At 67.7% G+C, this 23,226-nt stretch carries 22 protein-coding genes; 14 read left to right on the top strand and 8 right to left on the bottom strand.

Annotation, left to right across the window (positions count from 1 at the left end; all coding sequences use genetic code 11):
• The first annotated feature begins 34 nt into the window (after positions 1 to 34).
• The 7 genes from PRL19_RS10555 to PRL19_RS10525 all read left to right on the top strand — a co-directional run bounded on the left by PRL19_RS10555 (position 35) and on the right by PRL19_RS10525 (position 7,538).
• The gene (locus PRL19_RS10555; protein ID WP_084693681.1) at positions 35 to 1,537 is read left to right on the top strand and encodes a replicative DNA helicase; all 1,503 of its coding nucleotides are present in this window, start codon (positions 35 to 37) and stop codon (positions 1,535 to 1,537) included.
• Positions 1,538 to 1,541: 4 nt separating this feature from the next.
• Positions 1,542 to 1,892 (top strand): DMT family protein, encoded by a 351-nt coding sequence (locus PRL19_RS10550; protein ID WP_045981166.1) that lies wholly within the window; start codon positions 1,542 to 1,544, stop codon positions 1,890 to 1,892.
• 174 nt (positions 1,893 to 2,066) lie between these two features.
• The gene (locus tag PRL19_RS10545; RefSeq protein ID WP_273742918.1) at positions 2,067 to 3,254 is read left to right on the top strand and encodes a multidrug effflux MFS transporter; all 1,188 of its coding nucleotides are present in this window, start codon (positions 2,067 to 2,069) and stop codon (positions 3,252 to 3,254) included.
• 60 nt (positions 3,255 to 3,314) lie between these two features.
• Complete coding sequence (locus PRL19_RS10540; RefSeq protein WP_273742917.1) at positions 3,315 to 4,712, top strand: helix-turn-helix domain-containing protein; 1,398 nt, start codon at positions 3,315 to 3,317, stop codon at positions 4,710 to 4,712.
• A 194-nt stretch (positions 4,713 to 4,906) separates the two neighbouring features.
• Positions 4,907 to 6,187 carry a DUF5930 domain-containing protein gene (locus PRL19_RS10535; RefSeq protein WP_045981163.1) on the top strand — a complete coding sequence of 427 codons (1,281 nt, stop codon included), beginning with the start codon at positions 4,907 to 4,909 and terminating at the stop codon, positions 6,185 to 6,187.
• On the top strand, positions 6,177 to 6,659 hold the full coding sequence (locus PRL19_RS10530) for a bactofilin family protein (protein WP_273742916.1): 483 nt from the start codon (positions 6,177 to 6,179) through the stop codon (positions 6,657 to 6,659). The genes PRL19_RS10535 and PRL19_RS10530 overlap by 11 nt, the downstream gene beginning before the upstream one ends.
• A gap of 162 nt (positions 6,660 to 6,821) precedes the next feature.
• Positions 6,822 to 7,538: an SDR family oxidoreductase gene (locus tag PRL19_RS10525; protein WP_273744497.1), complete on the top strand. Its 717-nt coding sequence runs from the start codon at positions 6,822 to 6,824 to the stop codon at positions 7,536 to 7,538.
• On the opposite strand, the gene coaD is transcribed toward PRL19_RS10525, so the two are convergent.
• The 3 genes from coaD to PRL19_RS10510 form a co-directional block, all read right to left on the bottom strand.
• On the bottom strand, positions 7,535 to 8,026 hold the full coding sequence (gene coaD / locus PRL19_RS10520; RefSeq protein ID WP_045999505.1) for a pantetheine-phosphate adenylyltransferase: 492 nt from the start codon (positions 8,024 to 8,026) through the stop codon (positions 7,535 to 7,537). The genes PRL19_RS10525 and coaD overlap by 4 nt on opposite strands.
• A gap of 91 nt (positions 8,027 to 8,117) precedes the next feature.
• Entirely contained in the window at positions 8,118 to 8,579 is a 462-nt protein-coding gene (locus PRL19_RS10515; protein ID WP_045981159.1) for a CBS domain-containing protein, read from the bottom strand.
• 55 nt (positions 8,580 to 8,634) lie between these two features.
• On the bottom strand, positions 8,635 to 9,546 hold the full coding sequence (locus PRL19_RS10510; RefSeq protein ID WP_045999506.1) for a LysR family transcriptional regulator: 912 nt from the start codon (positions 9,544 to 9,546) through the stop codon (positions 8,635 to 8,637).
• 100 nt (positions 9,547 to 9,646) lie between these two features.
• Here PRL19_RS10510 and PRL19_RS10505 point away from each other — a divergent pair, with 100 nt between their 5' ends.
• From PRL19_RS10505 to PRL19_RS10475, 7 genes are all read left to right on the top strand, one after another.
• Entirely contained in the window at positions 9,647 to 11,146 is a 1,500-nt protein-coding gene (locus PRL19_RS10505) for a CoA-acylating methylmalonate-semialdehyde dehydrogenase (protein WP_273742915.1), read from the top strand.
• Positions 11,147 to 11,263: 117 nt separating this feature from the next.
• On the top strand, positions 11,264 to 12,394 hold the full coding sequence (locus tag PRL19_RS10500) for a carboxylate-amine ligase (RefSeq protein WP_273742914.1): 1,131 nt from the start codon (positions 11,264 to 11,266) through the stop codon (positions 12,392 to 12,394).
• A gap of 75 nt (positions 12,395 to 12,469) precedes the next feature.
• Entirely contained in the window at positions 12,470 to 13,615 is a 1,146-nt protein-coding gene (locus tag PRL19_RS10495; RefSeq protein ID WP_273742913.1) for an acyl-CoA dehydrogenase family protein, read from the top strand.
• 1 nt (position 13,616) lies between these two features.
• Positions 13,617 to 14,624: an enoyl-CoA hydratase/isomerase family protein gene (locus tag PRL19_RS10490; protein ID WP_273742912.1), complete on the top strand. Its 1,008-nt coding sequence runs from the start codon at positions 13,617 to 13,619 to the stop codon at positions 14,622 to 14,624.
• Entirely contained in the window at positions 14,621 to 15,490 is an 870-nt protein-coding gene (gene mmsB, locus PRL19_RS10485) for a 3-hydroxyisobutyrate dehydrogenase (RefSeq protein WP_273742911.1), read from the top strand. Before PRL19_RS10490 ends, mmsB begins: the two co-directional genes overlap by 4 nt.
• Before the next feature lie 81 nt (positions 15,491 to 15,571).
• Positions 15,572 to 15,823 carry a hypothetical protein gene (locus PRL19_RS10480; protein ID WP_127898166.1) on the top strand — a complete coding sequence of 84 codons (252 nt, stop codon included), beginning with the start codon at positions 15,572 to 15,574 and terminating at the stop codon, positions 15,821 to 15,823.
• A 95-nt stretch (positions 15,824 to 15,918) separates the two neighbouring features.
• Complete coding sequence (locus tag PRL19_RS10475) at positions 15,919 to 16,254, top strand: hypothetical protein (RefSeq protein WP_127898165.1); 336 nt, start codon at positions 15,919 to 15,921, stop codon at positions 16,252 to 16,254.
• Here PRL19_RS10475 and recN read toward each other — a convergent pair.
• From recN to ftsA, 5 genes are all read right to left on the bottom strand, one after another.
• The gene (gene recN, locus PRL19_RS10470; RefSeq protein ID WP_273742910.1) at positions 16,251 to 17,897 is read right to left on the bottom strand and encodes a DNA repair protein RecN; all 1,647 of its coding nucleotides are present in this window, start codon (positions 17,895 to 17,897) and stop codon (positions 16,251 to 16,253) included. The two genes, PRL19_RS10475 and recN, sit on opposite strands and share 4 nt — an antisense overlap.
• Positions 17,898 to 17,925: 28 nt before the next feature.
• Positions 17,926 to 18,774 carry an outer membrane protein assembly factor BamD gene (locus tag PRL19_RS10465; protein ID WP_045981149.1) on the bottom strand — a complete coding sequence of 283 codons (849 nt, stop codon included), beginning with the start codon at positions 18,772 to 18,774 and terminating at the stop codon, positions 17,926 to 17,928.
• A gap of 135 nt (positions 18,775 to 18,909) precedes the next feature.
• Entirely contained in the window at positions 18,910 to 19,845 is a 936-nt protein-coding gene (gene lpxC, locus PRL19_RS10460; protein WP_045999514.1) for a UDP-3-O-acyl-N-acetylglucosamine deacetylase, read from the bottom strand.
• A gap of 227 nt (positions 19,846 to 20,072) precedes the next feature.
• Positions 20,073 to 21,668, bottom strand: a complete 1,596-nt coding sequence (gene ftsZ, locus PRL19_RS10455; RefSeq protein ID WP_127898162.1) for a cell division protein FtsZ — start codon at positions 21,666 to 21,668, stop codon at positions 20,073 to 20,075.
• A gap of 221 nt (positions 21,669 to 21,889) precedes the next feature.
• On the bottom strand, positions 21,890 to 23,224 hold the full coding sequence (gene ftsA / locus PRL19_RS10450; RefSeq protein ID WP_045981146.1) for a cell division protein FtsA: 1,335 nt from the start codon (positions 23,222 to 23,224) through the stop codon (positions 21,890 to 21,892).
• Positions 23,225 to 23,226 lie beyond the last annotated feature (2 nt).

The raw sequence follows: 23,226 nt of genomic DNA, 5'->3' as shown, positions 1-23,226 counted from the left end.
TCTGGACCGCAACCAACGAAGGGGCAGGCAGACCATGAGCACTCTCACCGTCACCAGCGCGCATTTCATCGTTCCCGGACAGGCCGACGGGCCCGAGGACAAGCAGGCCATCCCCTTTTCGCTTGAGGCGGAGCAGCAGTTGCTGGGCGCGCTGCTGACCAACAATGACGTGTTCGACCGGGTCAGCCAGATCATCAAGTCGGACCATTTCTATCACCCGGTCCATGCCCGCATCTTCGACATCTGCGCCGAACGCATCCGCCGCAACGCGCTGGCCAGCCCCGTCACGATCAAGGCCTTCCTTGAGAACGACGACGGCCTGAAGGAACTGGGCGGCCCGGCCTATCTGGCCCGCATGGCGGCGGCGGCGATCAGCGCCTATGCCGCGCGCGACTATGCCCAGATGATCCGCGAATTCGCCCTGCGGCGCGAGTTGATGACCCTGGGCCAGGACATCGCCGCCCGCGCCGCCACCGTCGAGGTCGGCGATGACGCCGAGGAGCAGATCAAGGCCGCGGAACAGACGCTCTACAAGCTGGGTGAGGCCGGGGTGGCCGAACGCGGGTTCCAGTCCTTCCTCAAGGCCGTGACCGGCGCGGTTCAGGTGGCCAACGCCGCCTATCAGCGCGACGGCAAGCTGTCGGGGATTTCCACGGGGCTGATCGACCTGGACGGCAAGATGGGCGGTCTGAACAATTCGGACCTGATCATCCTGGCCGGCCGCCCGTCGATGGGCAAGACCGCGCTGGCGACCAACATCGCCTTCAACATCGCCAAATCGCACAAGCTGGGCGAAAAGCCCGATGGCACCCAGGGCTCGATCGAGGGCGGCGTCGTCGGTTTCTTCAGCCTCGAGATGTCGGCCGAACAGCTGGCCGCCCGCATCCTGTCCGAGGCCGCCGAGGTGCCGTCCGAGCGCATCCGCAGCGGCAACATGGACGAGGGCGAATTCCGCCGCTTCGTCGAGGCCGCGCATGCGCTGCAGAACTGTCCACTGTTCATCGACGACACGCCCGCCCTGCCCATCAACCAGCTGGCCGCCCGCGCCCGCAAGCTGAAGCGCACGCATGGGCTGGACGTGCTGATCGTGGACTACCTTCAGCTCTTGAAGGCCGCGACCGCCAAGGACAGCCGCGTGAACGAGGTGTCCGAGATCACCCAGGGCCTCAAGGCCGTGGCCAAGGAGCTGAACATCCCCGTCATCGCCCTGTCCCAGCTGTCGCGCCAGGTCGAGAACCGCGAGGACAAGCGCCCGCAGCTGTCGGACCTGCGCGAATCCGGCTCGATCGAGCAGGACGCCGACATCGTGATGTTCGTGTTCCGCGAGGAATACTACAAGGAACGCGAAAAGCCTTCGGACAGCGACCTGGACGCGATGGCCCGCTGGCAGCAGGTGATGGAGAACGTCCATGGCAAGGCCGAGGTGATCCTGGGCAAGCAGCGCCACGGTCCCATCGGCACGGTCGAGCTGGCCTTCGAGGGCCAGTTCACCCGCTTCGGCAACCTTGCCCGCGACCGCCAGAGCCAGTGGGACTGATCCGATGACCCTGCCGGTTCCCGTCGCAACGATCGGCCTGCTGCTGGCCTCGAACATCTTCATGACCGTCGCGTGGTACGGCCACCTCAAGTTCAAGACCGCCCCCCTGGTGACGGTGATCTTCATCAGCTGGGGCATCGCCTTCTTCGAATACCTGATGCAGGTGCCCGCGAACCGCATCGGTTACGGCTATTTCAGCGCCGCCCAGCTCAAGACCATCCAAGAGGTCATCAGCCTCTCGGTCTTCGCGATCTTCTCTTGGGTCTATCTGGGCGAACGGATCGGTTGGCAGCACGGCGTGGGCTTCTCCCTGATCTGCCTCGGCGCCTGGTTCATCTTCCACGACTTCGGCTGATCGCGGGGGTGGCCCGGAGGGGGCGCCGCCCCCGCCGGCGGGGGGTCCGGGGGGCAGGCCCCCCGGCTCGCTGCGCGGGACGCAATCCATCTGGCGCATCCCCCCGCAGCCGCGCTATGGATTTCGCGCGGAGGTTTTGCAGATCGTGCATTCCGCCCCTCGAAAGGTCCGACCATGCGCACCCCCCCCCATCTTCTGACCCTTGTCGCCCTGTCCGGGGTGTCCGCGCTGTCGATGAACGTGTTCCTGCCCTCGCTGCCCGGCATGGCGCGCGATTTCCAGGTCGATTACGGCGTGATGCAGCTGTCGGTCTCGGCCTATATCGGGGCCAGCGCGGTCCTTCAGCTGCTGGGCGGCCCGCTCAGCGACCGCTTTGGCCGCCGGCCCGTGGTCATCTGGGGGCTGATCGGCTTCCTGCTGGCGACCGTCGGCACGCTGCTGGCGACCACGGCCACCACCTTCCTTGTCTTCCGGCTGGCACAGTCGGTCATCACCGTCTGTATGCTGGTCCCCCGCGCCGTGATCCGCGACCTCTATGACGGCGATCGCGCTGCCTCGATGCTGGGCTACGTCACGATGGGCATGGCCGTCGTGCCGATGATGGCCCCGGTCTTCGGTGGCGTCCTGGACGAGCTGTTCGGCTGGCAGGCCAACTTCGCCGTCATGGGCCTTCTGGGCATCGCCGTCCTGGCGCTGGCCTATCGCGACATGGGCGAGACCGTCCGTGGCGGCGGGATGAGCCTGCGCGCCCAGATGGTCAACTATCCGATCCTTGCCCGATCGCATCGGTTCTGGGGCTATTGCCTGGCCGCGACCCTGTCGTCGGGGGCGTTCTTCGCCTATCTGGGCGGCGCGCCCTTCGTCGGGGAACAGGTCTTCGGCCTGACCCCCGCCCAAGTGGGCTACTGGTTCGCGGCGCCCTCGATCGGGTATCTGCTGGGCAACTTCCTGTCCGCGCGCTTCTCTCCGGTCATGGGCCTGAACCGGATGATCCTGATCGGCGCGGTCATTTGCCTCGTCGCGCTGTCGGCCGCGCTGCTGGTCGACCTGTCGGGCGTTGTGCACCCGCTTGTCTTCTTCGGCGCCATCGCGCTGATGGGGCTGGGCAACGGCATGGTCCTGCCCAACGCCAATGCCGGCATGATGAGCGTGCGCCCCGAACTGGCCGGGACCGCGTCGGGCCTGGGCGGCGCCCTGGCCGTGGCCGGTGGCGCAGCGCTTTCGGCGCTGGCGGGCGCACTGCTGCAACCGGGCAGCGGCGCCACGCCCCTGCTGGCGATCATGTGCGCCTCCGCCCTGGGCGGGCTGCTGGCAATCACCTGGGTGCTGCGCCGCGAACGTCATTTGGCCCTGCAGGGCTGAACCCCTTGCCCGACCGCCTTTGCAACCGCTAGAATCGGCTTTGCAAACGGGGGACGGGACGTGGCGACACAAAAGATCTATGCCGGCAGCGCGCTGCGCGAAACCCGCGCCCGCGCCGCCCTGACCCAACGCCGCTTTGCCGAAAAGCTGGGCGTGTCCCTGCCCTATCTGTCCCAGATGGAGAACAACCACCGCCCCATCAGCGCGGGCGTCCTGCTGCGCCTGGCGCAGGAATTCGGCGTCGACCTGACCACCCTGGCGGCAGGCGATGCCGAACGGATGGTCATCGACATGCAGGAGGCCCTGGCCGACCCGCTGTTCGATGCGGCACCCCCTTTGGCCGACCTGCGCCTGGCCGCGACCAATGCCCCGGTGCTGGCCCGCGCCTTCCTGGACCTGTACCGCGCCCATCGCGAAGGCCAGGAACGCCTGGCCGCCTTGGACGAGGCGATCGGCGCCGCCAGCCAGAACAGCCTGTCGACCCCATGGGAAGAAGTTCGTGACTTTTTCCACTATTGCGACAACTACATCGACGCCGTCGACCGTGCGGCCGAACGCTTTTCCTGCCCCGACGGGCGGCGGGGCGACCTCTGGGCGATGGCGGTCGCAGCCCTGGCCGCCAAGGGCATCCGTGTCCAGCTGACCGAGCTGCCTGCCAACGCGGTCTTCCGTCGCGACAGCGACCGGCTGCTGGTCAATGCCGCTGCCGAGGCGCCGACCCGCCTGTTCCAGCTGCTGCATCTGGTCGCCCTGGAACGCCAGTCAGACCTGCTGGAGGCGACCCTGGACCTGGCCCGCTTTCGCAGCCCCACCGCCCGCCAGATCGCCCGCCTTGGCATGGCCAACTATTTCGCCGGCGCCGCGCTGATGCCCTATCGCGCGTTCATGGCCGCGGCGCAGGCCGAACGCCATGACCTGGAACGGCTGTCGCACCTGTTCGACGCGTCGCTGGAGCAGGTCGCCCACCGCCTCTCGACCATGCAGCGGCCGGGCGCCAAGGGGGTGCCGTTCTTCTTCGTGCGCGTTGATCAGGCGGGCACGATCACCAAGCGCCATTCCGCGACCCGCCTGCAATTCGCCCGCTTTGGCGGTGCCTGCCCGCTGTGGAACGTCCATCAGGCGTTCGAGCAGCCGGGCCGCTTCCTGCGCCAGCTGGCAGAGACGCCGGACGGGGTCCGCTATCTGCTGCTGGCACGCGACGTCTCGAAGCATGCGGGCGCCTTCAACGCGCCGGTCCGCCGATTTGCCATCGGGTTGGGGGTCGAGGTCGCGCATGCGGGCGGGCTGGTCTATGCCGACGGGCTGGACCTGACCAAGCCGCGCGCCTATCAGCCCATCGGGATCTCGTGCCGGATCTGCCCGCGCCCGGACTGCCATCAGCGGTCGGTCCCGCCGATCGACCGGCCGCTGCGAATCCCCGCGGATCGCGATGGCCCCCTGCCCTATGAAATCACTTAGGTTTCTCGCCCCCAGGTTGCACGATTGGCGGATCCTTGCCGATAAAGGCAGGGTTCCGCCAATGCGGGGAACCAGACCCCAGGGTCTTGTTGCCAAGAAGGCACAGCTGCTGTTTACCCGTGACCGAACGGAACAACCCGCCGAACTGCTGACAACGGCGTGCCTTCGAGGGACAGTATCTGACAATGACGGTGATGGATCGACTGAACGCGTCGCTGGAAAAGTGGCTGCCGGAGCAACGCCTTTTCCTCCGCTCGGATGATACGACACGCTTTGTCCGCCTGCGCCCCGTGACCCAGATGGTCGGCATCAGCGGCATCACGCTGGTCTTCGGCTGGACGCTGGTGGCCAGTTCCTTCCTGGTCATCGACGCCGTCAGTTCGGGCAACACCCGCGAACAGATCCAGCGCAGCCAGGCCGCCTTCGAGGAACGCCTGGCCGAGCTGCAGGCCGAACGCGACGCCCGCGCCGCCGAGGCGCTGGCCGCGCAGTCGCGCTTTGCCGTGGCGCTGGACCAGGTCTCGCAGATGCAGTCGCAGCTTCTCTCCTCCGAGGAGAGCCGCCGCGAGATGGAGACCGGCCTGGCTGCTGTCCAGTCCACGCTGCGCGACACGCTGGCCGATCGCGACACCGCCGTCGCCGCCGCCGATGCGGGCACGACCCCCGCCCCCGACCGGACCGAGGAATTCTCGGTCGCCCTGGATATCCTGTCGGGAGAACTGCGCAGTTCAGCCGACCAGCGGTCCGAGGCCGTCGAGGAGGCCGAGGCCGCCAAGCTGACCGCACAGGAACTGACCGTCGAGCGCGACCAGATCCTGGCCCGCAACGACGAGATCCTGACCCAGCTGGAGGACGCCGTGACCGTGTCCGTGGCCCCCCTGGACGAGGTCTTCCGCAATGTCGGCATGAACCCGGACGAGGTTCTGCGCACCATCCGCAGCGGCTATTCCGGGCAGGGCGGACCGCTGACGCCGATGTCCTATTCGACCCGCGGCAACGCGGCGCTGACCGACACCGAGCTGAAGGCCCGCCAGATCATCGTCACGCTGGACCAGATGAACACATATCGCATCGCGATCGAGAAGCTGCCGCTGGCCATGCCGGTCACCGACAACTTCCGCTATACCTCGGGCTTCGGCCGCCGGTGGGGTCGCATGCACGAGGGCATCGACATGGCCGGTCCCGTCGGCACGCCGATCCACGTCACGGGCGACGGCGTCGTGACCTTTGCCGGGCGCAGCGGCGCCTATGGCAACCTGATCAAGATCCGCCACGAGCTGGGCACCGAGACCCGCTATGCCCACCTGAGCCGCATCCATGTAAAAGTTGGCGATCGGGTGTCGCAAGGCGACCGGATCGGTGATATGGGGAATACCGGACGCTCGACCGGGCCGCATCTGCATTACGAAGTGCGCATGAACGGTCGGGCCGTGGACCCGATGAGCTTCATCAAGGCAGCAGACAATGTTCAGTAAGACCCGCGTGACCGAGACCCGCCCGACCCCCGACACAGCCCCGCAGGCGGCCCCCGTCGCGCCAGAGCGCAGCACCCCCGAGGCGCAGGCACCGGCCGCCGCACCCCGTGCGCGCGTGGCACCCTCGGTCCTGTCGGCCGACCTGACTGTGACGGGCAACATCAAGACGCAGGGCGATATCCAGATCGAGGGCACGGTCGAAGGCGACATCCGTGCTCATCAGCTGACCATCGGCGAAACCGCCACCATCAAGGGCGAGATCGTCGGCGACGACGTCATCGTCAACGGCCGCGTCATCGGTCGCGTGCGCGGCCTCAAGGTCCGCCTGACCGCCACCGCGCGGGTCGAGGGCGACATCATCCACAAGACCATCGCCATCGAATCGGGCGCCCATTTCGAGGGTTCGGTCCAGCGCCAGGAAGACCCGCTGAACAACGGCGGCACCAAGAAGCTGGCCCCGCCGACCGAGTGATCGGCCCCTGCCACCCGTCCCGACAAGGTCCGCGTTTCGCGGGCCTTTTTCATGGATTGCGGTCCCTGTGCGATGCGGGTCCAATGCGCCCGAACCGCGGGACGGCGACGGATGCCCATGCGGGCGCGCCCGTCACGGGATAAGCGATCACGGGAGAAAATGATGGACAGCATTCTGATCACGGGTGCCGGAAGCGGCATCGGGCAGGCCACGGCGCGGCTGTTCCTGGACCGCGGCTGGCGCGTGGGGCTGGTCGGGCGCAGGCCCGACCCCCTGCACCAGACCGCCGACGGGCATGACGGCGCGCTGGTCCTGCCCTGCGACATCACCGACGACGCCGCGGTCGAGGCGGCATTCGCGCAGGCCGTCCGCAGCTGGGGCCGCCTGGATGTCCTGTTCAACAATGCCGGACGCGCCGCCCCGCTGGCCGATCCCGACCATCTGTCGCCGGACGATTTCCGCGACGTGATCGCGACCAATGTGACGGGCATGTTCCTCTGTGCGCGCGCGGCCTTTGCGGCGATGCGGGCGCAGTCGCCCCAAGGCGGGCGGATCATCAACAACGGCTCGGTCGCGGCCCATGCGCCGCGGGCGGGCTCCGTCGCCTATACGATGTCCAAGCATGCCGTGACTGGCCTGACGCGCAGCCTGTCGCTGGACGGGCGCGCGGTGAACATCGCCTGCGGCCAGATCGACGTGGGCAATGCCGCGACGCAGTTGCTGCGCGAGGCCGCCGCCCGCGATCCCGATGCCGAACCGGTGATCGACGTCGCCACCGTGGCCGATGCCGTCTGGCACATGGCCACGCTGCCACAGGGCGCGAACGTTCAGTTCATGACGCTGATGGCGACCAACATGCTTTTCATCGGGCGCGGCTAGCCATAGCGGCGCAGCAGCGCGTCCGCGACCGGGGGGGTGACGAATTTGGACACGTCCCCGCCCAGGCGCGCGATCTCCTTGACCAGCTTGGAGGCGATGGCCTGGCGCCGGGCGTCGGCCATCATGAAGACGGTCTCGATGCTGCTGTCCAGGGCACGGTTCATGCCGACCATCTGGAACTCGTACTCGAAATCGGCCACCGCGCGCAGGCCGCGCACGATGATGCTGGCGCCCACGTCGCGGGCACAGTCAATCAGCAGGTTCTCGAACGGGTGGACGACGATCTCTCCGCCGGTCTTGGCGACGATGGCGTCGCATTCGGCCTGGACCATGGCCACGCGCGCCTCCAGGTCGAACAGCGGGCCCTTGTCGCGGTTGATCGCCACGCCGATCACCAGACGGTCGACCAGCGCCATCGCACGCTGGATGATGTCGATATGTCCAAGCGTGATCGGATCGAAGGTTCCGGGATAAAGGCCGATGCGCATGGATGTCGCGTCCTTGGGGTCATGGTCCTGACCCCAAGGCAAACCGCATTTGACCCCGGATTGCAAGATCGTGAACGGCTGCGACGATGCGTCAGCTGCCCATGATCATCCCGGTCAGGGCTTCCTTTTCGGCCGCCAGCTCCTTCAGGCGCCCGCTGACCGCATCGCCGATCGAGATCACGCCCAGCATGTCGCCCTGACCGTCCACCACCGGCATGTGGCGGAACCGCCCTTGGGTCATGCGTTCCAGGATGGTCAGCGCATCTTCTCCGGTGGTGCAGGTCTGGACCTGGGTGGTCATCACGCCGCTGACGGGCTGGGACAGCACGTCGGGTCCGTGCTTGCCCAGCTGACGGACGATGTCGCGTTCGGACAGGATGCCTTCGGGCCTCCGGCCATCGGTGGACACGACCACCGCGCCGATGCGCTTTTCGGCCAGCAGCGTCGCGGCCTCGCCCAGGGTGGTGGTCGGCGCGATGGTCACGATCGTCGCGGAATCGATCCACGGCTTGGCATTGTCGGACTTCATCGACAGCAACTGTTTGACCAGCATCACGGGCCTCCCTCGGACTTGTTCCCCTTCATCATTTTCGCCAAATCGGTTCGCGTCAAGTGCGACCATCGGGGGCCGCGGAAAGCTGCCCCTCCAGTCGGGCGACCTCGGTGCGGATGCCCTGGGCCACCGCCTCTGCCAGCAGGGTCAGCCGGCGCGAGGCGCGGTCGTCGGCATGCCGGATCAGCCAGAAGCTGCGCTTCAGCGCGATGCGTCCGGTCAGCACGCGGCGCACCCCCGGCGCAAAGGGGATCGCGAAATCATGCACGATGCCAAGGCCCGCCCCGGCGCGCACGGCCTGCATCTGCACCGCCACGGAATTGCTGCTGATCTGGGCCGCCTCGACCCCCGTCGCGGACAGATAATCCAGCTCGCGGTCGAAGATCATGTCCGGGATATAGCTGATCATCCGATGCCCGCGCAGATCCTCCAGCCGGTCCAGCGGCGGGTGGCGCGACAGGTAATCGTCATGCCCCGCCAGGTGCAGGTGATAGTCGACCAGCCGCTGGACCATCAGCCGCCCCGTGTCGGGCGGCGACACGGCGATGGCCATGTCGGCCTCGCGCCGGGTCAGGTTCACGACGCGCGGCAGGGCCACGATCTGGATCTCCAGCCCCGGATGGGCGGCGCACAGGTCGCGCGCGACCTGCGGCAGCAGATAGTTCGCGCAGCCGTCGGGCGCCCCGATGCGCAACTGTCCCGACAGGCCCGCATCCCCGCTGACGGCCTCGGCTGCGGCGGTGGCGGCGCGTTCGGCGGCCTCGGCCGGGGCCATCAGGCGCGACCCTTCGGCGGTCAGCTGATAGCCCCCCGGTGTCTTGAGAAACAGCGCCGCCCCGACCGACGCCTCCAGCCGCGCGATGCGGCGGCCGACGGTCGATGCGTCCATCGCCAGCCTGCGCCCGGCGCCGGACAGGCTTTCGGCCCGCGCGACAGCCAGAAAGATGCGCAGATCATCCCAATCCATCGCCGTCCTTTGCAAAAACGCAAAACCCTTTTGCCAGCATTCCCCTTTCTTCCGCAAATCCGCAAGACTAGGCTGCGCCCAGCAGTTGCAGGAGGACGCGATGAAAGAGATACATCACTGGATCGACGGCAAGGAATACAAGGGCACCTCTGGCCGGTTTTCCGACGTCTACAACCCCGCCACGGGCGAGGTTCAGGCCCGCCTGTCGCTGATCACCAAGGCCGAGATGGACGACGCCATCGCCCGCGCCGCCAAGGCCCAGATCGCATGGGGCGCCACCAATCCCCAGCGCCGCGCCCGCGTGATGATGGCCTTTGTCGGCCTGATCAACCGCGACATGGACAAGCTGGCCGAGGCCCTGTCCAGCGAACACGGTAAGACCTTCCCCGACGCCAAGGGCGACATCCAGCGCGGCCTGGAGGTGATCGAGTTCTGCATCGGCGCGCCGCATCTGCTGAAGGGCGAGTTCACCGACAGCGCCGGCCCCGGCATCGACATGTACTCCATGCGCCAGCCCCTGGGCGTGGTCGCGGGCATCACGCCCTTCAACTTTCCGGCCATGATTCCGCTGTGGAAGATGGGCCCGGCCCTGTCCGCCGGCAATGCGATGATCCTGAAACCCTCCGAGCGTGACCCCTCGGTGCCGCTGATGCTGGCCAAACTGCTGCAGGAGGCGGGCCTGCCCGACGGCGTGCTGCAGGTGGTAAACGGCGACAAGGAATCGGTCGACGCGATCCTGGACAGCGAGGTCATCCAGGCCGTGGGCTTCGTGGGCTCGACCCCGATCGCGCAGTACATCTATGAACGCGCCGCCGCGACCGGCAAGCGCGCGCAGTGCTTCGGCGGTGCCAAGAACCACATGATCATCATGCCCGACGCCGACCTGGACCAGGCCGCCGACGCGCTGGTCGGCGCGGGCTACGGGGCTGCGGGCGAGCGTTGCATGGCGATCTCGGTCGCGGTGCCGGTGGGCGAGAAGACCGCCGATGCGCTGATCGAGAAGCTGATCCCGCGGATCGAGAAGCTGAAGGTCGGTCCCTGGACCGCCGGCAACGACATCGATTACGGCCCGGTCGTGACCAAGGCCGCCAAGGAGAACATCCTGCGCCTGGTGCAGTCCGGCGTGGATCAAGGCGCCGAGCTGGTCGTCGACGGCCGCGACTTCAACCTTCAGGGCTATGAGGACGGCTTCTTCGTCGGCCCCCACCTCTTCGACCGCGTGACCCCGGACATGGACATCTACAAGACCGAGATCTTCGGCCCGGTCCTCTCCACCGTCCGCGCCGCGACCTATGAGGATGCGATCAAGCTGGCCCTGGACCACGAATACGGCAACGGCACCGCGATCTATACCCGCGACGGTGATACGGCGCGCGACTTCGCGAACCGCATCAACATCGGCATGGTGGGCATCAACGTGCCGATCCCGGTGCCGCTGGCCTATCACACCTTCGGTGGCTGGAAGAAATCGGGCTTCGGCGACCTGAACCAGCACGGCCCCGATGCGTTCCGCTTCTATACGCGGACCAAGACCGTGACGGCGCGCTGGCCGTCGGGGATCAAGGAAGGCGGAGAGTTCAACTTCAAGGCCATGGACTGACGCCGGAGCCAGTCCTCCCGATGCGGGGGGCGCTGCGTGGGGGGTCCGGGGGGCAGCCAGCCCCCCGGCACCTCGCGGGACGCAAGCCCGGCGCGTCGTGGCAACCAGGACGGACCCATGACGACTGATCCCGACTTCACCCTGGGTATCGAGGAGGAATATCTCCTTGTCGATGCCGAAACCTTCCAGCTGGCCGCGGCCCCCGACGCGCTGATGCAGGCGCTCACGGCCGATTTGGGCGAGCAGGTCAGCCCCGAATTCCTGCGCTGCCAGGTCGAGATCGGCACCCCGGTCAGCGCCGACATCCGCGCCGCGGGCGATCACCTGCGCCTCCTGCGCGGCACCGTCGCCCGGCGCGCCGCCGAACATGGGCTGGCGCCCATCTCGGCCTCCTGCCACACGCAGGCCGACTGGCGCGAACAGGATCATACCGACAAGGACCGCTACAATCAGCTGTCGCGCGACATGGGCGGCGTGGCGCGGCGCATGCTGATCTGCGGCATGCATGTCCATGTGGGCATCCCAGACCCTGCGCAGCGCATCGACCTGATGAACCAGCTGGCCTATTTCCTGCCGCATCTGCTGGCCTTGTCCGCCTCCAGCCCCTTCTGGATGGGCGAGGATTCGGGCCTTGCCTCGTACCGCACCACGGTCTTCGGCGACATGCCCCGCACCGGCCTGCCGCCGCAGATGGGCAGCTGGGACGAATTCGAACGCTCGGTCCAGGCCCTGACCGACCTTGGCATCATCGAGGACAGCAGCAAGATCTGGTGGGACCTGCGCCCCAGCAGCAAATACCCAACGCTGGAGACCCGCATCTGCGACGCCTGCCCGCGGATCGAGGATGCGTTGACCCTGGCTGCGCTGATCCAGACCACGCTGCGCATGCTGTGGCGCCTGTCGCGCGCCAATCAGCGCTGGCGGCAGTACGAGCCCTTCCTGCTTGCCGAGAACCGATGGCGCGCGCTGCGCTATGGCACCACCGAGGGTCTGATCGATTTCGGCGCGGGGCGGATCATCCCGTTCGACCAGATCGCCGACGACTGGCTGGGCCTGATTGCGCAGGATGCCGACGCGCTGGACTGTCAGCCCCATGTGGCCCGCCTGCGAGACATGGTGGCGCATGGCACCGCGGCCGAGGCGCAGCGCGCCGTCCATGCCCGCGCGCGTCAGGCCGGGGCCGACCCCGACGACGCGCTGCGCGCCGTCACCCGCCATCTGGTGCAGGAGTTCACCCGCGATCTGTAACCGCTTGCAACACTGTCGCAACATCTGGCAATTAAACACCTGTTCAATTCAGACCGGTCCGGGGAGGGGCTGCCGATGGATTTCGCACTGACCGAGGAACAGCAGGCCATCTTCGACATGGCCCGCGATTTTGGGGCCGACCGCATCGCGCCCCATGCGCAGGACTGGGAACGTCAGGGCACCATCCCGCGCGACCTCTGGCCCGACGTGGCGGCCCTGGGCCTGGGCGGCATCTTCGTCTCCGAGGATCACGGCGGCACGGGGCTGTCGCGTCTCGACGGCACGCTGGTCTTCGAGGCGCTGTCGATGGCCTGCCCCTCGGTCGCGTCCTTCCTGTCGATCCACAACATGTGCGGCGGCATGATCGACAAGTTCGGCAGCGATCAGGCCCGCGACCGCTGGCTGCCCGACCTGTGTTCGATGACCCGCATCTTCAGCTATTGCCTGACCGAACCGGGGTCCGGGTCCGACGCAGCCGCGCTCCGCACCCGCGCCGACCGTGACGATCAGGGCTGGCGGCTGAACGGGACCAAGGCCTTCATCAGCGGCGGCGGCTACAGCGATGTCTATGTCGCCATGGTCCGCAGCGGCGGCGACGGCCCCAAGGGCATCAGCACCGTCATCGTCGAGAACGGCACGCCGGGCCTCTCCTTCGGGGGGCTTGAGGACAAGATGGGCTGGCGGTCCCAGCCCACCACCCAGGTCCAGTTCGACGACTGCACCGTGCCTGCCGACAACCTTCTGGGCGAGGAGGGCCGCGGCTTCAGCTACGCCATGGCCGGACTGGACGGGGGGCGCCTGAACATCGCCGCCGCCGCCCTAGGCGGCGCGCAATCGGCGCTGGACCGCACGCTGGCCTATATGGGCGACCGCAAGGCCTTCGGCAAATCACTGGACCAGTTCCAGGCCCTGCAGTTCCGTCTGGCCGAGATGGAGACCGCCCTGCAATCGGCCCGCATTTTCCTGCGCCAGGCGGCGTGGAAGCTGGATCAGGGCGCGCCGGACGCCACCAAGTTCTGCGCCATGGCGAAACTGCACGTCACCGACCGCGCCTTCGAGGTCGCGAACCAATGCCTGCAGCTGCACGGCGGCTATGGCTATCTGGCCGATTACGGCATCGAGAAGATCGTGCGCGACCTGCGCGTCCACCAGATCCTGGAGGGCACGAACGAGATCATGCGCCTGATCATCAGCCGCGCCCTGTTGGCGGAAAGGGCCTGACATGGACGACCTGACCATCCGCACCGCCGGGCGCGCCGGGCGCATTACCTTTACCCGGCCCAAGGCGCTGAACGCTCTGACCCATACCATGGCCCGCGCCATCAATGACGCTTTGGACGGGTGGCGCGACGATCCTGCGGTCGCGCTGGTCATCATCGATGCCGAAGGGGACCGCGCCTTCTGCGCCGGGGGCGACATCGCCGCCGTCTATCACGCGGGCCGCGCGGGCGATCACCAGGTCGGGCGCGACTTCTTTCGCGACGAATACCGCATGAACGCGGCCATCGCCGATTTCCCCAAGCCCATCGTGGCTTTCATGCAAGGGTTCGTCATGGGCGGCGGCGTGGGGGTGGGCGGTCATGCCAGCCACCGGATCGTCGGCGACACGACGCGCATCGCGATGCCCGAAAGCGGCATCGGCCTGATCCCCGACGTGGGCGGCACCTGGCTGCTGGGTCGCGCGCCGGGGCGGATCGGTGAATACCTGGCGATGACCGGTGGTCGGATGACGGCAGGCGACGCGATCCATGCCGGCTTTGCGGACATGTACATTCCCGAAGCGGACTGGCCGGGCCTGATCGCCATGCTGGAGGACAGCGGCGACGTGACCGGCCTGCGCGGCCACCCTGCCCCCGCGGCGACGCTGGACCGGCGCGACCTGTCCGCCTTTGGTGGCCGCACCCTGGCCGATATCACCGCCGCGTTGCAGGAGGCGGGCGACGACGAATCGCTGGAGGCGCTGCGGCGCAATTCGCCGCTGTCGATGGCGGCGGGGCTGGCGATGGTGCGTGCGGCCCGCGGCGACGATTGCATGCAGCAGTCGCTGTCGCGCGAATACCGCTTTACCGCCCGCGCCACGGCCGAAAGCGATTTCCTGGAGGGCGTGCGCGCCCAGATCATCGACAAGGATCGCAAGCCCGTCTGGCGCCGCGACGCGTCCGATGACACGCTGCGCGCGATGCTGGCCCCGCTTGGGGATGACGAACTGCAATGGGAGACTGCAGAATGAAGATCGGCTTCATCGGACTGGGCAACATGGGCGCGCCCATGGCCGCCAACTTGGCTGCCGCGGGCCATCAGGTCACGGGTTTCGACACCGCGGCCCCCGCCCCCGCGGGCGTGACCCTCGCCGCCAGCGCGACCAAGGCGGTGTCGGGCGCGGATGTTGTCTTCACCATGCTGCCCAATGGCCAGATCCTGCGCGACGTGGCCGACCAGATCATCCCCGCCATGCAGCAGGGCGCGGTCCTGTGCGACTGTTCCACCGTCGACGTGGACAGCGCGCGCGCCGTGGCGCAAGCGGCCCGCGCGGCGGGGCTGGGTGCGCTGGACGCGCCCGTTTCGGGCGGCACCGGCGGCGCACAGGCCGGCACGCTGACCTTCATGGTAGGTGGCGCCGAAGCCGATTTCGCCACCGTCCAGCCGCTGTTCGCGGTCATGGGCCAGAAGGCCGTCCATTGCGGCGACAGCGGCGCCGGACAGGCGGCCAAGATCTGCAACAACATGATCCTGGGCGTCACGATGATCGCCACCTGCGAAGCCTTTGCCTTGGCCGACAAGCTGGGGCTGGACCGCCAGAAGATGTTCGACGTCGTGTCGACCAGTTCGGGCTATAGCTGGTCGATGAACGCCTACTGCCCGGCGCCGGGCGTGGGCCCTGTCAGCCCCGCGGACAACGGCTACAAGCCCGGCTTTGCCGCCGAACTGATGCTCAAGGATCTTGGCCTGTCCCAGCAGGCGGCCGAATCGGTCGGCGCGCAGACCCCGATGGGGGCGTTGGCGCATCAACAATATGACGACTTCGTCACCCGCGAAGACGGCCGGGGACAGGATTTTTCGGCCATGCTGCCCCGATTTACGGCGCGGAACGGTTGATCGGAACGGGTTGTTAACCCCTGCCGTGGTGATATGCGGTGGCGAGCCTGCGAACGGGGTGCAGCCATCATGGACCGGATCTTGCGACGTCTCTCCACCGCCCTGCTGATCGGCGCATGCGCGCTGGTCCCTCAGGACGGCTTTGCCCAGCAGCGCCCCACCGTCGGTGAGGTGCCGGCGCCCGAACAGGTTCGCCAGATCGACAAGCCCGGCGCCGTGGGCCTTGGGCCGCAGCTGCCGGGCAGCGTCTATGCCGTCGTATCGGGCCATCTTGTCCGCATCCAGATCGGCAGCGGCAAGATCCTGTCGATCCTGCGGCCCCTGCCCGACTGAACGTGGCAGTTCCGCATCGGCATGCCTGCCATGCGGCGTCGCAGCGGAACCCGTCAGGCAATCCCGGGTTGACCCGTTGTAACTGATCCGAGGACATGATGACGCCGCTGCACCCCCTTGCCGCCGTGGCGGCCGGGACAATGCTCGGCCTCGCCGCCCTGACCGCCCCCAACACCACGCCGACCCGTGGCCTGCAGGCCGTGCCGGCATGTACGACGGAATGTCTGGGCGGGCATGCGACCATGCCGATGGTCGGTGACAGCGTTCCGGAGGACCAGCTGCATCGTGTCAGCGCACCGGGCCGCTATGGCCTGTCTCAGGCGCCCGATGGCGACAGCTATGCCGTGGTCGGTGGTCATCTGGTGCGGATCGATGCCGATGACGGGCGTATCCTGTCGGTTCTGCGACCCGCACCGCGGATTCTGGACTAACCGTCCAACAAGGCGCGCGCAGCCTCGGTCGCAGCGTCGGTGACACGGTCGCCCGACAGCATGCGCGCGATCTCGGCCACGCGCTCGGGTTGAGGCAGCGGCGTGACGGTGGAGGTGGTCATCCCGTCGGTCACCGATTTCGACACCCGGAAATGCACCGCGCCCAAGGCCGCGACCTGCGGCGAATGGGTGATGACCAGCACCTGCGCACCATCCGCAAGATTCTGCAGACGGCGGCCGACGGCATCGGCGGTGGCCCCGCCGACCCCGCGATCGATCTCGTCGAAGATCATGACCAATGCGTCATTCCCCCGCGCCAGGCAGACCTTCAGCGCCAACAGAAAGCGGGACAGTTCGCCACCGGAGGCGATCTTGTCCAGCGGTCCCGACGGTGCGCCCGGGTTGGTCGCCACCGTGAACGCCACGGTATCGCGCCCGTCCGGCCCGGGCTCGGCGGGCGATACGACGGTGCGAAAGACCGCACGTTCCATCTTCAGCGGCACCAATTCAGCGGTTACGGCGCGGTCCAACCGGGTCGCGGCCTCGGTGCGGGCAGCGGTCAGCGCATCGGCCGCGGCATCATAGTCCGCCTGAGCGTCCCGCGCCGCACGGCGCAGATCGCCCATCCGCGCCTCGCTGGCATCCAGACGCTCCAGCCGGTCGCGCAACTGCTGCGCCAGACCGGCCAGATCGTCGGGCAGGATGTCATGCTTTCGCGCCAAGGCACGCAGCGCGAACAGCCGCTCCTCGGTCGATTCCAGCGCGTGCGGATCGAAATCCAGCGCGGCCAGCGTGTCCTCGACCCCGCGGGTGGCCTCGCCCAGCTCGATCAGCGCGCGTGACAGGGCGGCCAGCGGCTCGTCCAGTCGACCCTCGGCCTGCTCGGATGCGCCCTCCAACCAGCGCGCTGCGTCGACCATCGCGCCTTCGGCACCGTCTCCCGCCAGCATCTGCAGAGCGCGCGCCACGTCATCCCGGATGCGCTCCGCGCCCTGCATGGCGCGGCGCGCGATGTCCAGGCGCTGTTCCTCGCCGGGTTCGGGGGCCAGCTTGTCCAGTTCCGCCACGGCGTGGCGCAGAAACTCTTCTTCCTGCCGGGCGGCGGCCAACGCGGCCTCGGCCTCTGCCAGCGCCCGGTCCGCATCGCGGCGTGCGGCCCAGGTGCGGCGGACCGCCGACAGGTCCATCGCGCCGAACGCGTCCAGCAGGGTGCGATGCCCGCGCGAATTCAACAGCCCGCGGTCGTCATGCTGCCCGTGCAGCTCGACCAGGACCTCGGACAGCTGCCGCAGAACCTCGCCCGACACCCGGCGGTCATTGACCCAGCCCGTCTTGCGCCCATCCAGCGTGTTCACGCGGCGCAGGATCAGCTCGTCGTCATCGATCGTGATCCCGGCCTCGGCCAGCAGGGCGCGGGCGGGATGAACCTCCGGCAGGTCGAACACCGCCTGAACCTCGCCCTGCGCGGCCCCCTGGCGGACTAGCTCGGCACGACTGCGCCAGCCCAGGACGAACCCCAAGCAATCCAGCAGGATGGACTTGCCCGCGCCGGTCTCTCCGGTCAGCACGTTCAGGCCGGGGCCGAACGACAGCTCCAGCCGGTCGATCAGCAGCATGTCGCGGATGTCCAGCGATCTCAGCATGGGCCACGGCCCCTGCGCACGGCCTGCATTACAGCCAGCGTCCCTGGATGGTCTGGCGATAGACGTTGGTCAGCCAGCTGTCACCGCGCACCTCGGCCGACAGGCCGCGGCCGCGCAGCTGCCGGAACGCGTCGTCATAGAAGGGCGAGGACTGGAAATTGTGTCCCAGGATGGCGCCCGCCGTCTGCGCCTCGTCCAGCAGTCCAAGGGCCAGATAAGCCTCGACCAGACGCAGCAGCGCCTCGGGGGTCTGGGTGGTCGTCTGGAACTCCTCGACCACCACGCGGAACCGGTTCACCGACGCTGCGTAATGCCCCTGCTTCAGGTAATAACGCCCGATCTCCATTTCCTTGGCGGCCAGGTGATCGAACGCCAGGTCGAACTTCAGGATCGAACTGCGGGCATATTCGCTGTCGGGATACTGCTCGATCACCGTCCGCAGCCCCTGCAGTGCCTGAAAGGTCAGGCCCTGATCGCGCCCGACGTCATCGATCTGATCGTAATAGGACAGCGCCAGCAGATACTGCGCATAGGCGGCATCCTCATCGGTCGGATAGGTGTCCAGGAACCGCTGCGCCGCGCCGCGGGCCTCTTCGTAATTGCCCGCCTTGTGGTTGCCATAGGCCTGCATGATCAGCGCGCGCTTGGCCCATTCGGAATAGGGATACAGCCGCTCGATCTCGCTGAAATAGACGACGGCATCCTCGGGATCGCCGCTGTTCTCCAGCTCGAACTCGCCCCGCTTGTAGATTTCCTCGGCCGTAAAGCGGTCCAGATTTTGCTTTTGCGCCGCGTCCCGGTTGCCGCCGCAGCCAGTCAGGACAACGCCCGCCAGCACCGCAGCCACCACCGAAGCCGAGATTTTCGAGCCCGCCATCTTTATCCTGCCCTACGATTTGCCGATGCGCTGCCCGCGTGCGGGCGGCGCTGCCGGGATCCTCTAGCACAGAACATCAGGGGGCGCAAAATGGCAATCCGTTGAATTCGGCCAAGGTCCCGGCGCCCCGCGCCGTCACTCGGCCGCAAAGGCCGCGGCAAGTTCGGGGCGTGCATAGTCGGCGACACCCGCACCCGGCAGGCGACCTTCCAGCTCGGGCGTGCACCGCTCCCAGGTCCATGCAGTGGGGTCGGCGAACAGCGCCCGCAGCAGGCGGTTGGTCATCGCGTGACCCGCACGGTGGCCGGTATAGCGCGCCAGCAGCGGCGCACCGGCCAGCGCCAGATCGCCGGTGGCGTCCAGCATCTTGTGGCGCACGGCCTCATCCGCGTGACGCAGACCGCCCGGCGACAGGACGCGCCCGCCATCCACCACGACCGCGTTCAGATAGGTCCCGCCCAGGGCCAGACCGTTGCGGCGCATCGCCTCGACATCCGACGCGCGGCAGAAGGTGCGGCTGTCGGCCAGTTCGCGCAGGAACGCGCCATTGGCCATGTCCAGACGCTTTTCCTGATGCCCGATCGCGGCGTCGGTAAAGTCGATCTCGAAATCGATCTCCAGGTGGTCGGCGGGCGACAGGCGGGCAAAGGCTTCGCCCTCGCGGACCTCGACCGTGCGCAGGACGCGGATCGCGCGCAGCGGTGCAGCCTGACGCGCGATGCCGGTGTCCAGGATCGCGTCCACAAAGGGTGCAGCCGAACCATCGAGGATCGGAATTTCGGGCCCATCGACGGTGATCAGCGCGTTGTGGATGCCCGTTCCGGCCAGCGCGGCCATCACGTGCTCGACCGTCGAGAGGGTCACACCCAAGCCGTTGTCCAGCAGCGTGCACAGCTTGGACGGCGTCACATGGTCCCACAATGCCGGAATGTCGACCGCAGGCGACAGGTCGGTGCGGCGAAAGACGATCCCGTGGCCGGGCCGTGCGGGATGCATGACCAGACGCGCGGGCGCACCGGAGTGGAGCCCGACGCCCTGCAATGTCACCGTGTCTTTCAGCGTCGCCTGCATGATCTGCCTGCCTTCGGATTCGTCGTGGGGCGCACCTGCCCCTTCTGTCACTCCAGCTAGGTCCGGCAGTGAACGCATTCAATTAACGTTTTGTAACGGGGTGAAACATTCCCCTGCCCTGCCCTGCAACCCGATGGCCGTTTTCGCCCAAGAGGTTGACTGGAAAAGGGAAAGGGCCGCTTTGCAGCGGCCCTTGCAACCAGTGGATGTGCCGGTTTCGTGATCCGTCAGTTGGCCTGACGGCGCAGGAAAGCCGGGATCTCGACATTGTCCTTGCCGTTCGAGTCGGGGCTGGCCAGATCGTCGAAGTCGGTGTCGTGCTGGCGGGCGCGGACGGCGACGCGGTCGTTCACACGCTCGGCGATCGAGGATGCGGCCGGCTTGGCGCCGCCCGGCTGGTCGTTGCCATGGCCTGCCATGCGCTCCAGCATGCGGCCCAGACCACTCATCCGGCTGGTGGCGGGCTGTGCCGGCTGCTGCTGCGGCTGTGCGGGGACGCGGCCGTGGTTGTCCACGGCGCGGCGCAGGCGGTCCATCACCTCGGGTGCGGGCTGGCCGGCGCGCGGGGACTGCGGCGCACGGGGCGCGACAAAGGCCGACGCGTCGTCGTCGATGCGCACGGCGTTCTGGCGGGCGCTGTCCTTCGGCTGATAGGCCGGCTGCGGCATGTCGTCCTCGGCGCGCGGATCGTGGCGCGGGGCCTCGACGCGGGCCGTCTCGGCAGAGGATGCGATCGGGGGCGCCACGCGGCGCGCCGGGATCGCCGGCTGCTCCTCGGCGGCGGCACCGACCTGCGGATTCTGGGTCAGCGGCGCAGCCATGCCGCGGCGGGGCGAGGGAACCTCGGCCACCGCAACGGCGGCATCGATGCCGGTTGCCACGACCGAAACGCGGATCGTGCCGTCCATGTCGGGGTCCAGCGTCGAGCCGACGATGATGTTGGCATCGGCGTCCACCTTGTCGCGGATGACGTTGGCCGCCTCGTCCAGTTCGAACAGGGTCATGTCATAGCCGCCGGTGATGTTGATCAGCACGCCGCGCGCGCCGTTCAGGCTGATCTCGTCCAGCAGCGGGTTTGCGATGGCACGCTCGGCGGCTTCCTGGGCGCGGTTCTCGCCCGAGGCCTCGCCGGTGCCCATCATGGCCTTGCCCATCTCGTCCATCACCGACCGCACGTCGGCAAAGTCCAGGTTGATCAGGCCCGGCTTGACCATCAGGTCCGTCACGCCCTTGACGCCCTGGTACAGCACGTCGTCGGCCAGCGCGAAGGCGTCGGTGAAGGTGGTCTTTTCGTTCGCCAGCCGGAACAGGTTCTGGTTCGGAATGATGATCAGCGTGTCCACGACCTTCTGCAGGGCCTCGACGCCCTCCTCGGCCTGGCGCATCCGCTTGGTGCCCTCGAACTGGAAGGGCTTGGTCACCACGCCGACGGTCAGGATGCCCATCTCGCGCGCGGCCTGCGCGATGATCGGCGCCGCACCGGTGCCGGTGCCGCCGCCCATGCCCGCGGTGATGAAGCACATATGCGCGCCCATCAGGTGATCGACGATGTCCTCGATCGTCTCCTCGGCGGCCTTGGCGCCGATCGTGGGCTTGGCGCCCGCGCCCAGACCCTCGGTGACCTTGGGCCCGATCTGAATGCGCGAGGTCGCACGCGACTGCTGCAGCGCCTGCGCGTCGGTGTTGGCGACCACGAACTCGACCCCGTCGAGCTGCTTCTGAATCATGTTGTTGACGGCGTTGCCACCTGCGCCACCGACACCGAAGACGGTGATGCGCGGCTTCAGCTCTTCTTCGTCATTCATCATCAGATTGAGGTTCATGGTGTCCGCCTGTTACCGCTGCTGCATTGGGGAGGCGGGTGTACCGCTCGAATCCCGTTTCTTAATGGTTACCGTAACAATTGGCACCAGTTCCGTCACCCGAAAAAGCCGGGCGTTTCGCAAAATCTGGAGGGGCTACCCTTGAAATAGGCGGCATCTTGCCATGTCTTCCGAATGTGGTGGGAAAACCCTTGCCACCCCCCAGAACCAAGGTGGTGCAATCACCAGTTGTTCTTGAACCAGCGATAGGCTCGACGCAGGCTGCGCGCGGGATAGCGGTCGGCCGGCATCTCGAAATCCCACCATTCATCCTGCGGATGTGCGGCGAACAGCGCCAGGCCGACGGCGCTGGAAAAGCTGGGATCGGTCAGCTGATGGGCCAGACCGTCGATGCGCAGCGGCCGCCCGCAGCGCACGTTCGGACCCAGGATGCGCGTTGCCAGACCGTCCAGGCCTGGGATCTGGCTGCCGCCCCCGGTCAGCACGATCTGCTGGCTGGGCATCCAGTCGAACCCGGCCGCGTCCAGCACCTCGCGGACATGCTCCAGCATCTCCTCAACGCGGGGGCGCATCACGCCGATCACGTCGGCGCGGCTGACCTGGCGGCGGTCCGCCTCCCAGTCCCCGGTCTCTCCGCCGACCTCGATCATGTCGCGGTCGTCGCGGCCCGTCGCCTCGACGCCCCCGTTCAGCGTCTTCAGGCGCTCTGCCACGGGCAGGCTGACACGCAGACCCTGGGCGATGTCCTGGGTGATCAGGTTGCCCCCGATGGGCACGTGATCGGAAAAGATCATGTGCTTCTTGACGAAGATCGACACGCCGGTGCCGCCACCGCCGAAATCGACACAGGCCGCGCCCAGCTCCTGCTCATCCTCGACCAGCGACGCGCGGGCCGAGGCATAGGGCGCCGAGGCGATCCCCGCCAGTTCAAGGTCGCAGCGCCGGATGCACTGGACCAGGTTGCCGATGGAATCGCCGTCCACGGTCAGCACATGCATGTCGCAGAACAGCTTGTTGCCCAGATGGTCACGCGGGTCGGCCAGGTTGCTGCGGTTGTCGACCGCGAAATTCACCGGCTGCGCGTGCAGCACCTCGCGGCCGCGGCCGAAATCGGGCGCGTCGCAGGCGGCCAGCACGGATGCCACGTCATGTTCGCCGACCTTGCCGGATTCCAGCACGATCTCTCCGGCCAGGCCATACGAGGCCGGTCGCCCGCCCGACAGGCAGGCGATGACATGATCGACGCGCACGCCCGCGACCTTCTGCGCGGCGGCGACGACCGTGCGGATCGCACGCTCGGTCTCGGCCATGGTTTCGATCTCGCCGCGGCGCATCCCGCGCGACCGGGTCGATGCCGCGCCGATCACGCGGAAATTGACCTGCCCCGCCATCGGGCCCACGCCGTCGGTTTCCCGGAAGGTGCCGTTGCCGTCGATGCGCAGGACAAGGCAGGCGATCTTGGACGTGCCGATGTCCAGGATGCCGATCACGCCCCGCTGCAGGGCCGCCCGGCGGATGTTACGCATCGCGCGTTGCGTCTGATACAGGTCCACCATTC

This window comes from Paracoccus marcusii, from assembly GCF_028621715.1.
GTDB classification, from domain to species: Bacteria; Pseudomonadota; Alphaproteobacteria; order Rhodobacterales; family Rhodobacteraceae; genus Paracoccus; species Paracoccus marcusii.
This window is presented reverse-complemented; position numbering and strand designations above follow the sequence as displayed.